The 13650-nt window shown below is 40.5% G+C and carries 12 protein-coding genes; 4 read left to right on the top strand and 8 right to left on the bottom strand.

The genetic code is table 11. The features are described 5' to 3' along the window. Window positions 1–8: 8 nt before the first annotated feature. The 5 genes from glyQ to dnaA form a co-directional block, all read right to left on the bottom strand. Window positions 9–908 carry a glycine--tRNA ligase subunit alpha gene (glyQ, locus tag ABMY41_RS11320; protein ID WP_054554789.1) on the bottom strand — a complete coding sequence of 300 codons (900 nt, stop codon included), beginning with the start codon at window positions 906–908 and terminating at the stop codon, window positions 9–11. Between the two features lie 140 nt (window positions 909–1048). After that, window positions 1049–3475 (bottom strand): DNA topoisomerase (ATP-hydrolyzing) subunit B, encoded by a 2427-nt coding sequence (gene gyrB / locus ABMY41_RS11315; RefSeq protein ID WP_175080859.1) that lies wholly within the window; start codon window positions 3473–3475, stop codon window positions 1049–1051. A 12-nt stretch (window positions 3476–3487) separates the two neighbouring features. Then, entirely contained in the window at window positions 3488–4582 is a 1095-nt protein-coding gene (gene recF / locus ABMY41_RS11310; RefSeq protein ID WP_054563761.1) for a DNA replication/repair protein RecF, read from the bottom strand. A gap of 6 nt (window positions 4583–4588) precedes the next feature. Beyond that, a complete protein-coding gene (dnaN, locus tag ABMY41_RS11305; RefSeq protein WP_054563760.1) occupies window positions 4589–5692 on the bottom strand; it encodes a DNA polymerase III subunit beta in 1104 nt (367 codons plus the stop codon). Between the two features lie 13 nt (window positions 5693–5705). Next, window positions 5706–7103 (bottom strand): chromosomal replication initiator protein DnaA, encoded by a 1398-nt coding sequence (gene dnaA, locus ABMY41_RS11300; protein WP_058583674.1) that lies wholly within the window; start codon window positions 7101–7103, stop codon window positions 5706–5708. A 506-nt stretch (window positions 7104–7609) separates the two neighbouring features. Between dnaA and rpmH the strand changes: the two genes are divergently transcribed. The 4 genes from rpmH (at window position 7610) to yidC (ending at window position 10215) form a co-directional block, all read left to right on the top strand. Next, a complete protein-coding gene (rpmH, locus tag ABMY41_RS11295) occupies window positions 7610–7744 on the top strand; it encodes a 50S ribosomal protein L34 (protein ID WP_008488847.1) in 135 nt (44 codons plus the stop codon). A gap of 7 nt (window positions 7745–7751) precedes the next feature. Then, a complete protein-coding gene (rnpA, locus tag ABMY41_RS11290) occupies window positions 7752–8174 on the top strand; it encodes a ribonuclease P protein component (RefSeq protein ID WP_058583673.1) in 423 nt (140 codons plus the stop codon). A 128-nt stretch (window positions 8175–8302) separates the two neighbouring features. Continuing rightward, complete coding sequence (gene yidD, locus ABMY41_RS11285; RefSeq protein ID WP_054563758.1) at window positions 8303–8575, top strand: membrane protein insertion efficiency factor YidD; 273 nt, start codon at window positions 8303–8305, stop codon at window positions 8573–8575. Between the two features lie 8 nt (window positions 8576–8583). Next, complete coding sequence (gene yidC, locus ABMY41_RS11280; protein ID WP_289098294.1) at window positions 8584–10215, top strand: membrane protein insertase YidC; 1632 nt, start codon at window positions 8584–8586, stop codon at window positions 10213–10215. A gap of 64 nt (window positions 10216–10279) precedes the next feature. Here the strand turns inward: yidC and ABMY41_RS11275 are convergent, their stop codons facing one another. Genes ABMY41_RS11275 through ABMY41_RS11265 form a run of 3 tightly spaced genes read right to left on the bottom strand, consistent with a single transcriptional unit; the run spans window position 10280 to window position 13641 of the window. Beyond that, window positions 10280–10675 carry a PepSY-associated TM helix domain-containing protein gene (locus tag ABMY41_RS11275; RefSeq protein ID WP_349274679.1) on the bottom strand — a complete coding sequence of 132 codons (396 nt, stop codon included), beginning with the start codon at window positions 10673–10675 and terminating at the stop codon, window positions 10280–10282. Then, window positions 10618–11484 carry a PepSY-associated TM helix domain-containing protein gene (locus ABMY41_RS11270; protein WP_349274678.1) on the bottom strand — a complete coding sequence of 289 codons (867 nt, stop codon included), beginning with the start codon at window positions 11482–11484 and terminating at the stop codon, window positions 10618–10620. The genes ABMY41_RS11275 and ABMY41_RS11270 overlap by 58 nt, the downstream gene beginning before the upstream one ends. A gap of 9 nt (window positions 11485–11493) precedes the next feature. Next, a complete protein-coding gene (locus ABMY41_RS11265) occupies window positions 11494–13641 on the bottom strand; it encodes a TonB-dependent siderophore receptor (RefSeq protein WP_349274677.1) in 2148 nt (715 codons plus the stop codon). Window positions 13642–13650 lie beyond the last annotated feature (9 nt).

The raw sequence follows: 13650 nt of genomic DNA, 5'->3' as shown, positions 1-13650 counted from the left end.
GCTAATTCTTAATCCTTACAAAGCGGGAAACCAAGAGCTTCACGGGCATCATAGTAACTTTGCGCACATGCTTTAGATAAAGCACGAACACGTAAGATATAACGTTGACGTTCTGTTACTGAGATAGCGTGACGAGCGTCTAATAAGTTAAACGCATGTGATGCTTTCATTACTTGCTCATAAGCTGGTAATGGTAGGCCTGCTTCAATTAGCTTTTCGCTTTCTTTTTCACAGTGATCGAACTGTGCAAATAAGAACTCAACATCCGCTTGTTCGAAGTTATAAGCTGACTGCTCTACTTCATTTTGATGGAATACATCACCATATGTCACACGACCCATAGGACCGTCTGCCCATACTAGGTCATAGATACTATCTACGCCCTGAATATACATTGCTAAACGCTCAAGACCATAAGTGATTTCACCGGTTACTGGTGAGCACTCTAAGCCACCTACTTGCTGGAAGTAAGTGAACTGAGTTACTTCCATGCCGTTTAACCAGATTTCCCAACCCAGACCCCAAGCACCTAATGTAGGCGACTCCCAGTTGTCTTCTACGAAGCGAACTTCATCAGTTAGTGTATCGATACCAACAGCAGCTAAAGAACCTAAATAAAGCTCCTGGATGTTTTCTGGTGATGGTTTTAATACTACTTGGAATTGGTAGTAATGCTGTAAACGGTTCGGGTTTTCACCATAACGACCATCAGTTGGACGGCGGCATGGTTGAACATACGCGCTCGACATTGGCTCTGGGCCAATCGACTTTAAGAAAGTTAACGGATGAAATGTCCCTGCTCCCACTTCCATATCGAGTGGTTGAGCAATTACACAGCCTTGCTGTGCCCAATAGTCCTGTAAAGCCAGGATCAAACCTTGAAAGGTTTTAACGTCATATTTTTGCATATTTGGCTTATAGTATCTGGTGCGTTTAGTCTGAAAATTGCTCTCAGTATACCTTGTGTGCAGTAAGGTTTTAAGCAGTTTGTGCTTTTTCAGCAATAAAAAAGGAGCCAGTTGGCTCCTTTTTAATTCTTAATTTCGCGTTATACGTCTAGGTTAACTACACGTAGCGCATTCGTTTCGATGAAATCACGACGCGGCTCAACTTGGTCACCCATTAGAGTCGCGAACAATTGGTCTGCAGCTACGGCATCTTCAATTGTTACTTTCAACATACGACGAGCATCTGGGTCCATAGTGGTTTCCCAAAGCTGATCAGGGTTCATCTCACCGAGTCCTTTATAACGTTGAATATAAAGGCCACGCTTCGATTCATTAATTAACCACTCTAATGCATCCACAAAGTTATCAACAGCAAGAGTTTTCTCACCGCGTTGAACATATGCCCCTTCTTCAAGTAAGTTAGCAATGTTTACGCCTGTCGCTGCTATGCGTTTGTAGTCACGCGATGTAATGAAGTCATGGTTTAGTACATGTGCTTTATCCACACCATGCTGACGAATATTCACAACAGGATAATACATGTTGCGCTCAGTATCGTGCTCAGTGCCCGCATGGAAGATAGTTGCATCTTCATCACGTGCAATTAAGTCGTCAACTAGAGTGTTAGTCCACTCTTTAACTTTTGCTTCATCTGCTAAATCAGCTTCGGTAATTTCGCTTTGATAAATTAAACGTTCCATAATTGAATTTGGATATTTACGTTTTAAGCGTTCAATCACTTTAACTGTATTTTGATAATCGTGAACGATTCTTTCTAGTTCTTCACCTTCAAGTGCAGATGCACCTTCGCTTGTATAAAGTGCAGCATTGTTTAATGCTAATGATGTTAAGTAATCAACAAGCGCTGGATCATCTTTAATGTAGCGTTCTTGCTTACCTTTTTTCACTTTATAAAGTGGTGGTTGCGCAATATAGATAAAGCCTTTTTCTACAATCTCTGGCATTTGACGGTAGAAGAAAGTCAGTAGTAAGGTACGAATGTGAGAACCATCCACGTCCGCATCGGTCATGATAATGATACGATGATAACGTAGCTTTTCTGGGTCATATTCATCACGACCAATACCACAGCCTAATGCAGTGATTAGAGTTGCTACTTCTTGAGAAGAAAGCATCTTATCAAAGCGTGCTTTTTCAACGTTAAGAATCTTACCTTTAAGTGGCAAAATTGCTTGGTTTTTACGGTTACGACCCTGCTTAGCTGAACCACCTGCAGAGTCACCCTCCACTATGTATAGTTCAGAAAGTGCTGGATCTTTTTCTTGGCAGTCTGCCAATTTACCTGGTAAACCAGCTAAATCCATTGCACCTTTACGGCGTGTCATCTCACGTGCTTTACGCGCAGCTTCACGAGCACGTGCTGCATCGATAATTTTGCCAACTACCGTTTTAGCATCAACTGGGTTTTCTAATAAGAACTCTGTTAATTTTTCTGCCATTGCTTGTTCTACAGCAGACTTAACTTCACTTGATACTAGTTTGTCTTTAGTTTGTGATGAGAACTTAGGATCAGGAACTTTAACACTTACAACCGCAGTTAAGCCTTCACGAGCATCATCACCCGTCGCATTGCTTGTTGTTTTCGCTTTTTTGTTAAAGCCTTCTTTTTCCATGTAGTTATTTAGCGTACGCGTTAATGCAGCTCTAAAGCCAGCTAAGTGCGTACCACCATCACGTTGTGGAATGTTGTTTGTGAAACAGTAAATGCTTTCTTGGAAGCCATCGTTCCATTGCATTGAAACTTCTACACTAATACCGTCTTCTTCACGCTCATGGGTAAAGTGGAAAACACTTTTATGTACAGGTGTTTTGTTACGGTTTAGATATTCTACGAATGCTTGGATACCACCGTCATATTTGAAGTGGTCATTCTTAGATTCTTCACGCTCATCAGTAAGAATGATACTTACACCAGAGTTTAAGAACGAAAGCTCACGCAAACGTTTTGCTAAGATATCGTAGTGGAAGTTAAGGTCACTGAATGTTTCACCACTTGGCCAGAAACGTAATTCAGTACCTGTGTCTGTTGCGTCACCAATTATAGCTAATGGCGCATCTGGTACACCCATAGTATATGTTTGTTGGTGAATTTTGCCTTCACGACGAATGGTCAGTTGCAGCTTTTCAGATAGTGCATTTACTACCGAAACACCTACACCGTGTAAGCCACCAGATACTTTATATGAGTTATCATCGAACTTACCACCAGCATGAAGTACCGTCATGATAACTTCAGCCGCAGAAACACCTTCTTCTTCGTGAATAGATGTAGGAATACCACGACCGTTATCTCTTACAGAGACTGAACCGTCTAAGTGAATCGTTACAAAAATATCATCACAATGACCAGCTAAGGCTTCATCGATAGAGTTATCAACAACCTCAAACACCATATGGTGAAGGCCTGTACCGTCATCGGTGTCCCCTATATACATTCCTGGACGCTTTCTTACTGCGTCTAATCCTTTAAGTACTTTAATACTCGACGAATCGTAATTCTCAGACATGGTTAATCCCACTTATCTTGTTATTAGGTTGCCATGTTTCACGTGGAACATTTTTAGTTCTCGTTGCATGGGTTCCACCACAGCAGAAATACTTTCAGATAAAATTGATGAGATAAAAAGTTGCGAATCGCAATGAGTCAAAAGCTGACCCACTTTTTCTTTTGTATCTTCACCCAGTTCTGAAGGTAAGTCATCTATTAGCAATATAGATTGCTTATCTGTTTCTGACTCAATTAAGCTATTTTGCGTTACTTTTAACGCATAAAGCAAGAGCTTCAATTGACCGCGAGAAAAGGTATTTTCTACACTGTTACCAGAAACACTAAAACTAAAATCAGCTTTATGCGGACCTTTACTTGTGAAACCTTGTTTGGCATCACGTTCAAAGCTTTGCTCAAGCGCCTCTGAGAGCGTTTCACTCTCTTTCCAGCCCGCATGAAAGTTAATTTCTAAATCGCTTACAAGCGTTAATTCTGCACACATTTTATCAAAAAACTGCTGCTTAAACCTACTTATATACGCGATTCTTAGATTATTTATTTGTTCAGCTAGTCTAACAAATTCTTTATCCCAAAACTTGATCTGCTCGAAATAATCTCTAGGTTTACTTTTTAATAAAGCATTACGTTGTTTCAGTACTTTATTAAAAGACTGCCACAGATAAAAAAAGTCATGTTCCACGTGGAACAATCCTAAATCGAGAAATTTTCTACGCTCTTTTGGGCCGCCAAAAAACAATGAATAGCTTTCTGGAGTAATCACTTGCACCGGCACTAGCTGAGCTAATTCAGAGATTTTACGGCTCGTTTTTCCCTGAATCTTTAAAGACGTTTCACCCGCTTGGTTTTTGCTTATACCAATCGGAATAGACAAATCATGCAGCGCTTTACGACCATGAATCACAAACTTGTCTTGTTGATGCTGAATGATATTTTTATGTTTGGCGGTACGAAATGATTTACCGTGAGAAAGGAAATATATCGCCTCAAGGAGACTGGTTTTTCCGCTGCCATTTTCGCCATAGATAATGTTTATGCCATTAACCGGCTCAAGTGTCAGCGCCTCAATATTCCGAAAATTATTGAGGCTTAAATGACTTAAACTCATATAAGCTTATAGGCGCATCGGCATTACAACGTACATAGCTTCTTCGTCACCTGCACCTTCAATTAGCGCACTGCTATTAGAGTCTGCAAGCGTAAAGGTTACATCTTCTGTTTTTAATGTATTAAGTACATCAAGCACATAAGAAACGTTAAAGCCAATTTCAAGTTCGCCGCCTTGGTACATTACTTCAACCACCTCTTCAGCTTGCTCTTGCTCAGGGTTGTTTGCTGTAATTTTTAATAAACCTTCAGACAAGTTTAAACGTACACCACGGAATTTTTCATTCGATAAAATAGACACACGCTGGAAAGCACTGCGCAACCATTCACGATTAGCTGTAATTACTTTGTCACCACCACGCGGCAATACTCGACGATAATCCGGAAAACGACCATCAACTAGTTTACTAGTAAATGTAAACTCAGTATCAATAATACGAATATGGTTAGCACCAAATTGAATGGTAACTAGCTCATCATCAGCCACCATTAGGCGCATAATTTCTTGCACACCTTTACGTGGAATAATTAACTGACGCTGTGTATTTAAAGACTGTGGTAATTGCTTTTGTGCAATCGCCAAACGGTGGCCATCTGTAGCCACTGTTTTAATATCTGCGTTATCAACTTCAAATGACATACCGTTTAAGTAATAACGTACGTCTTGATTCGCCATAGAAAAGTGCGTGCTTTCTAAAAGTTTACGCAATTCTAAACGCGTTAGTTGAAATTCAACTTCACCATCCCACTGCTCAAGATTCGGAAAATCTTCAGCGGCCAGCGTAGTTAAAGAAAAACGGCTTTTACCGCTTGTTAATAGTAACTGATGATCTTGGCTACTTAACGTTAGGTCTGAGCCATCAGGTAAACTTTTACAAATATCGAGTAACTTTTTAGCTGGTAAAGTGAGTTGCGTATCTGTGGTATCTTCACCGACAAACACACTCGCCACTAACTCAATTTCAAGATCGGTACCCGTCATCGAAAGTTGCCCGTTTTCAACAACTAACAGTACGTTCGATAAAATCGGTAAGGTGTGCTTACGCTCAATCGCACCAGACACTTGAACTAAAGGTTTTAAAAATTGCTCTCTTGATATTGTTATTTGCATAATAAAGTCGGCCTTAAGATGACAAGGTTCTTATTAAGTTTTGATAATCTTCTTTCACTTCGTGGCTTTCGTCACGTAGTGATTTAACTTTACGACAAGCGTGTAATACAGTTGTGTGATCACGACCACCAAAGGCGTCACCAATCTCAGGTAAACTGTGATTTGTAAGTTCTTTTGATAATGCCATGGCCACTTGACGTGGTCTTGCTACTGAACGGCTACGGCGTTTAGAGAGTAAATCTGATACACGAATGCGGTAATACTCAGCAACAGTGCGTTGAATATTATCTATCGTTACCAGTTTATCTTGCAGCGCAAGTAAGTCACGTAGCGCTTCTTTTACAAAGTCGATTGAAATCGGACGACCAGTAAAGTTTGCATTAGCAATAACGCGGTTTAACGCCCCTTCTAATTCACGCACATTTGAACGCAACTTTTTAGCGATAAAAAAGGCAACTTCGTGAGGTAAATTGATTTTACTTTGCTGCGCTTTTTTCATCAAAATAGCAACGCGCGTTTCAAGTTCTGGTGGCTCAATAGCAATTGTTAAGCCCCAACCAAAACGTGATTTAAGGCGATCTTCAACCCCTTCTATCTCTTTAGGATAGCGGTCTGAAGTTAAAATAATTTGTTGATTTCCTTCAAGTAAAGCATTGAAGGTATGAAAGAACTCTTCTTGTGAGCGTTCTTTATTAGCGAAAAATTGAATGTCATCGATCATCAATGCATCAACACTTCGGTAATAACGTTTAAATTCTTCTATGGCATTATTTTGTAGCGCTTTAACCATGTCTTGCACAAATCTCTCTGAGTGCATATAAACAATTTTCGCGTCTGGCTTATTAGCCATAATACCGTTACCAACAGCGTGTAATAAGTGAGTTTTACCTAAGCCAGTACCACCGTATATAAATACAGGGTTAAATGCTGAACCTGGGTTATCTGCAACTTGAGTCGCTGCAGCTTTTGCTAATTGGTTTGATTTACCTTCAACAAAGCTATCAAAGGTATAATTTTCTTTAATGTTTGATTTATAGCCTGATTTTGGTGCAGGTTCGACCGCTGCTTTTTCAGGTTTTGGCTGTTGCTTTTCAGCAGTTTGTTGTGGAACAGATGCGCTTGTTTCTGCTGCAGCCGGTGCAGATGCCACTTGGGCATTTAAAATAGGTTTACTACCAACATCAAAACGTAACTCAGGTGCTTCATCACCACAAATTTCAACGAGTAGTTCATTAATACGGTTTAAATACTTTTCTCTCACCCAATCCAAAACAAAACGGTTAGGTGCATATATAGTCAACGTATCTTCGGTACTTTCTGCTTGAAGTGGTCTTACCCACATACTGAATTGCTGTGAAGGCAATTCATCTTGCAATACATATAAACAACTTTGCCAAACCGACAGATACACAGTTAAACTCCCAGAGATTTAATTTTTATTCCCGTTCATCTTTAATGATGGAAAATCAAACATTTATTGCTAATCTTTGACCAACTTTCTTGGCCCAGACCGACTATTATGAAGGTACTTTATCCACAAGTACAAGATTGATTTTTATGAAAAATATGATCTCAGCAACATAAAAGAATAAAGCACTGATTTTTAAGAAAATTATTTTTTAAGCTCGAACAGTGATCATAACAAATTTGCAGCCAGATCGCGATCAAATTCTACGATCGAATTGGCTTTTCCCAAGCTTTTATTCACTTTTTATACAAAGGCTGTGGAAAACTTCTTATTTATGATGATCCTATATGATCAGTTAAAAGGATCCTTTATAATTACGGCCTCTGCAGCGTTTTAATGATTGACTTTTGTTGTCTTCATCTATAATATCTCGCGCTCGCAATGGCACCTGTGCCAGGATCGCGACCTGCATAGGATGTTTTAACCTTAACCGATCGGATGGAATTGTTATGAAAAGAACTTTTCAACCTAGCGTTTTAAAACGCAAACGTACACACGGTTTCCGTGCTCGTATGGCAACAGCAAATGGCCGTAAAGTATTAGCTCGTCGTCGTGCTAAAGGCCGTAAAGTTCTTTCTGCTTAATATATAAGTGGAAGACTTTAGCTTCAGCAGGGAGTTACGTCTGTTAACTCCCTCGCATTACTCTCGAATCTTTAATGAACCAGCACGCGCTGCGACTCCTTTTTTTACCCTATTAGCTAAACGCAATGACCAAACTAATCCTCGATTAGGTCTTACGGTCGCAAAAAAACGCGTTAAAAAAGCCTGTCAACGTAATCGAATTAAACGACTTGCTCGCGAAAGTTTCCGTTTAAATCAGCACAAACTCGATAACATTGATATTGTGCTTATGGTTAAAAGTGGTATTGATGAACAGTCAAACGAAGAGCTAACAAAGCAACTAAATAAATTGTGGCGAAAAATTAACGAACGCTGCAAGCCTGGTGCACCTAAACCACCACCATTTAAAAAACGCCCGAATAAATCAGCTAAATCTAATAAACAAGCCTGATAGCAATAGAATTACAGGCTTAATTAAGGTATCTTTAGCTCACCTTTTAATCATGCATTTAAAATTCTACGATGGGAATTTAAATTCATGGTATCCATTGACTAAATTAACGCAGGGGCAGACACATCATGAGGTTACTTAAACCACTTGTTGCTATTCCAAAGCGCTGTTTAGTCATGCTAATACGTGGCTATCAAAAATGGATAAGCCCACTATTAGGCCCGCATTGTCGTTTTAATCCAACCTGCTCTAGTTACGCTATTCAAGCAATTAATTTGCATGGAAGTGTAAAAGGCAGTTGGTTAGCTGTTAAACGCATATTAAAATGCCACCCTTTACATGCTGGTGGGGATGATCCCGTACCGGCAAAAAATCATATTAACCACCAACACGAGAAATAAGAGCTGTTATGGAATCGCAACGCACGTTTTTATTAATCGGCTTGATGCTTGTGTCGTTTTTATTATTTCAAGAATGGAATAACGACTACAACGCACCAAAGGCTGATCCAAGTGCCACAACACAAACACTAGGCGCAACAACACCAGAATCTGATGACTTTATTCCAGCATCATCTGACGGTGAAGTTCCAGCTGTAACGACAGCAAAGCGCTCAGTTATTGATGTAACAACTGATGTATTCACTGTTAAAATTGACACCCGTGGTGGTGACATCATTGAAACAGACTTACTTCAGTACGAAGAAGAAAAAGGCAGTAACACACCTTACATGCTATTAGGTGAGTTCGATGGTAAGCAATACTTCTCGCAAAGTGGCTTAATTGGTTTAAATGGTCCTGACGCAACTGTTGCTGGTCGCCCTGTTTATAAAACCACACAAAAAGCATTCACTTTAACGGGTGATGAGCTACGTGTACCACTTGAGTTTACTGACAGTAAAGGTGTGACATTTACTAAAACTTATATCTTCAAAAAAGGCGACTACGCTGTAGATTTAGAGTACACAGTAAACAACGTAACAGCTGATCCAATTCAAGTTCAGTTATACACACAAGTAAAACGCACAGTACAAGAAAAAGGCAGCTTAGTAGATCAAAACTACTTAGGTGCAGCATACGGTACTGAAGAAGAGCCATACGAAAAGTACAGCTTCTCAGACATGGCTGATAAGAACCTTAACATCACTACAGCTGGCGGCTACATTGCATTTATCCAACACTACTTTGTAAGTGCGTGGGTACCAAAGCAAGACCAACAAAATACCCTTTACAGCAAATTAGTTGCTGGTAATGCGGCAATTATTGGTACTAAAGGTGAAGCAGTTAACGTACAAGCTGGTACGCAAGCAACACTTAGCTCAACTTATTACATGGGCCCGAAAGAGTCTGATGTACTAGAAGCAATCCACCCAGACTTAGACCTAACTGTAGACTACGGTTGGTTATGGTTTATTTCACAACCATTATTCGTACTACTTAAGTGGTTACACAGCATCCTAGGTAACTGGGGTCTAGCTATCATTGCAATCACGGTTATCGTTAAAACGGCAATGTACCCGCTTACTAAAGCACAATACACGTCAATGGCGAAGATGCGTGCCTTACAGCCTAAAATGGCTGCACTAAAAGAAAAGTATGGTGATGACCGTCAAAAATTTGGTCAGGCTATGATGGAAATGTACCGCAAAGAAAAAGTGAACCCTATGGGTGGCTGTTTCCCGCTGTTACTACAAATGCCAATCTTCTTAGCATTATTCTACGTATTCTTAGAATCAACAGAGCTACGTCATGCTGAATTCATTTTATGGCTAAATGACTTATCAGCAATGGACCCATACTACGTATTACCTGTTTTATTTGGTTTAAGTATGTTCATCACTCAAAAGCTGCAACCTATGACGGTTACTGACCCTATGCAGCAAAAAATGATGACCTTTATGCCTGTAGTATTCTCTATTTTCTTCTTATGGTTCCCATCTGGCCTAGTACTTTACTGGTTAGTATCGAACCTTATCTCAATCGCTCAGATGCTAATCATCTACCGCGGTATGGAGAAAAAAGGTATTAAGGTAAGAGGTTAAACTCTTAATCCAATAAAAAAGGCGCTAACTGCGCCTTTTTTAATGCCTAAAAATAAATAAATAGCTAACCGAGAATAGGAGAATAAACTTGATTGGGCACACTGCGTTCAGTAAAGCTCAAACTCGTTGTTAGTAACGAAGCAACCACCAAACCGATTGCAATCATCCCAGATAAACCAAGCCACTTTCCAGTCGTTGTTTTACGCTTAACCCTAAGCCAACTCATATAGATGCCAGCAGCGCTTACAAAGCTCATCAATGCACCAAATAACCCCCAAATAAGCTTGGTACCAATGCCTGCAAAGTTACCAAAGTGCAGCGGATCAGCGGTGTCTTTAATTCGTGGAAGCAGGTTTAGTTCTTCCCCTTTTTGTATACCAAGAACTTCACCGGAACTTGGTTTTAAATAAACCCGGTTAGCACGCAGGCGCAATAAAATATCATCGTTATAACCACGCACTTCAATAGGCTGATCCGCTTTATTAGGATAACGAATATAGGAATATCAAGGCTAGGAAACGCCTGTTGAGCAGCTTCATAAGCAGCAGATAAACTAATTGGCGATAGACCTTTGCTAGGGCTTTGTTTTTTAAACTCACTCACGGCTGGTGGACTAGAGACATAGTGAGGTACATTCGCAGTTTGCAGCCCATGTTCTACCAGATACCAAACCCCTGTGATGGCCATCACAGCAATAAACCATAAACTCCAAAGCCCTAACAGCTTATGCCAATCAGACCAACTACTACGTTTATCAAGGCTTAGCGCAGCAGGCTTTTTCATAAAGCCTTGCCACCAGCGCCGATACACATAAAAACTCGAAACCAATAAAATAACGAGTAAAACACTCAAACTGGTGACGATTAGTTTACCCATCCAGCCCATCGACAAGTTCATATGCCAGTTACGTAAAAACCGCGATATCCGCGCCCACTCTCCTTCACCTAGTAAGCGACCCGTTGCAGCATCTAAATAAACAAAGCGAAATGAATCACCAACTTTAAGAGCCGCTTCAGTGGCAAGGTAATCTTGCTTATGACGTTGGATATAAAGTAACTGAGCTTGCGGATAATGCTTATTAAGGGTGTTTTCGAGAGCTGGGTAGTTAGTCGAAGCAGAAGAAGTTAAAGCACGGTACTTAGCGTCTGTTAAGTACTCGAGTTCATGACTTAACGTAGCGAGTGTTCCCGATACGCAGGTAACAAAAAGCAGGACTCCAACAAAGAGTCCTGCCCAAGAATGTAAGTTAAACCAACTTTTAGCGTTCACACGCCACCATTAAAAACTGTATTTAGCACTTAAATAGACACGGCGTGGCTCACCAGGAAAGTGCCCTGTTCGCTCGATAAAACCACTGCTTGCGTATTCTTTATCAAATAGGTTCTTAACTGATAGCTGCCATTGCCAGTTATCAACGGTTGTTTGCCACGCCATATTATAAACAGTGTAAGGTTTAACACGTTGACCACCTAAACTAAGCTGTTCATCAACATAGTCTAAGCCAGCAGAAATAGATGACGATAAGCTAGGTAGCTCATAGCGTGTCCATATACCTAGGGTATTTTGCGGTGCGTTAGCAAATTTATCGCTATCTGGAATTTGGTTACGAATGCTGTCGTTGGCTTTAGTAATACGGGTATCATTATAAGCGTAGCTTGCAGTCACTACCCAGCGCTCAGTGATGTCACCAACCACTTCAAGTTCAAAGCCCTTACTTTGTACTTCACCAACGGCAACTAGGTCATCAACGCCGTCACCTGCAACATCACCTAATAAGCTAGGCTGCAGGATGTTTTCACGGACAATATCGTACACAGCCATATTAACAGCAAGTGTGTCTGCTAATAGCTTAGTTCTTAAACCTAACTCGTTAATACGGCTAGTCTCTGGAGAGAACGGACCGCCCTTTGCTGTTTCTTGATTACTCGCACTTTGCGGCACAAAGCCAGTGCCATGTAGCGCATAAGGGAAGAACATATTGTTAATGTTATAGCTAGTACCAATACGGTAAGTTAAGTCGCTATCAGAAAACTCGGTTTGATTTAACAGATCTTTATCTTCAAAGCGGTCATACCTTAAACCAGCTGTCACACTCCAATTAGCGGTGATATCTAGTTGATCTTGCAAGTAGGCACCAAAGCGGGTGCTATTCGTTTTGCCAAGCCTAGGTGTAATACTATCAAGATCATAATCATCAGCAGAGGTTAAACCATACTCAGGGTTGTTAAGATCAAGTCCTGGTACTGGGCCACCTTTACTTTGTTGCGTAGCTGTACGGTAAACGCTTTCAAAATCATGTTCATACCAATCACTACCAAACAGCACTTGATGCTGCATGTCTGCAACTGTAAATTCTGCAATCGCATTAGCTGTTAAGCTAAAACCTTCGTTCTCACGTACTTGATCACGAAACTCACGATAGCTCCAATCAACAATACCGTCGTCATCTGTATCTACGAGGCCTCTTGGTTCATGGTAGTTTTGCACTTCTTTGTTATCAAAATAACGTGCTGTGACATCTGTGCGCCAAACATCATTAAACTCATGTTTTAAAGTTGCCTGATAGACATGGGCTTCAACATTTTGAAAGTCTGTCGCCTCGTTATGATTCCAGCTAATATCAGTTAAAAAATTGCCATTATCATCAGCAGGTACACCACGTAAACGTGCCCCACCCAACTCTTGCTCTATATAGGTATACTGAGTGGTCAATTCGGTTGCACTGTTAATAAGCCACGTATAACCAAGATCAACAATGGTATTATCGCTGCTAGTATTAGCACGGAATGGCTTTTCAGTATCACGGTAAAGACCAACACGGTAAGCATGATTATCAAGTGATTCACTCAAGGTTCCTGTGCTTTCTAATGCACCACTGAAAAAGTCATCATTACCTACTTCAACTTCAATACTGTGTTCACTGGTGAATTTAGGCTTCTTAGTTACATAGTTAATAATACCACCCGGATTACCACTACCGTATATAGCGCCAGCAGGTCCTTTTAAAACCGCAACTTGTTCAATATTAAATAATTGCGGTACAGCAAAGCCATTGAAAGGGTCGCCCTTTACGCCATCGTATAAAATCTCATCTTGGCGAAAGCCACGAAATGTCACACCTGAATAACTAAAGGCATTAACGCCAGCAATATTGCTATAAAGGTCGGTAATTTGGCGAGCAGCCTGATCACTGATCAGCTCCTGCGGCAAAATTTGAATTGACTGAGGAATTTTCTCTAAAGGTGTATTGGTACGAGTAGCAAAACTTGACTCGGTTGGGCGATATAAAGAGAACGCACGGCCAACAACTTCTATTTTTTCGAGTTCTTTAGAATCACTTTGATCAGAAGTAGTTACATCAGTTTGAGCATGGGCAACGCCCGAAAAACCAGCAGCAAGTGCAATAAAAACAGCAGAAAGACGCATAATAAAAAA

The sequence above is a fragment of the Pseudoalteromonas sp. BZA4 genome (genome assembly GCF_040104395.1).
Taxonomy (GTDB): domain Bacteria; phylum Pseudomonadota; class Gammaproteobacteria; order Enterobacterales; family Alteromonadaceae; genus Pseudoalteromonas.
This window is presented reverse-complemented; position numbering and strand designations above follow the sequence as displayed.

What these genes read in the sequence shown, in the direction of transcription:
- glyQ (WP_054554789.1), bottom strand. Translation starts at nt 908, where the DNA reads ATGCAAAAATATGACGTTAAAACCTTTCAAGGTTTGATCCTGGCTTTA.
- gyrB (WP_175080859.1), bottom strand. Translation starts at nt 3,475, where the DNA reads ATGTCTGAGAATTACGATTCGTCGAGTATTAAAGTACTTAAAGGATTA.
- recF (WP_054563761.1), bottom strand. Translation starts at nt 4,582, where the DNA reads ATGAGTTTAAGTCATTTAAGCCTCAATAATTTTCGGAATATTGAGGCG.
- dnaN (WP_054563760.1), bottom strand. Translation starts at nt 5,692, where the DNA reads ATGCAAATAACAATATCAAGAGAGCAATTTTTAAAACCTTTAGTTCAA.
- rpmH (WP_008488847.1), top strand. Translation starts at nt 7,610, where the DNA reads ATGAAAAGAACTTTTCAACCTAGCGTTTTAAAACGCAAACGTACACAC.
- yidD (WP_054563758.1), top strand. Translation starts at nt 8,303, where the DNA reads ATGAGGTTACTTAAACCACTTGTTGCTATTCCAAAGCGCTGTTTAGTC.
- yidC (WP_289098294.1), top strand. Translation starts at nt 8,584, where the DNA reads ATGGAATCGCAACGCACGTTTTTATTAATCGGCTTGATGCTTGTGTCG.
- ABMY41_RS11265 (WP_349274677.1), bottom strand. Translation starts at nt 13,641, where the DNA reads ATGCGTCTTTCTGCTGTTTTTATTGCACTTGCTGCTGGTTTTTCGGGC.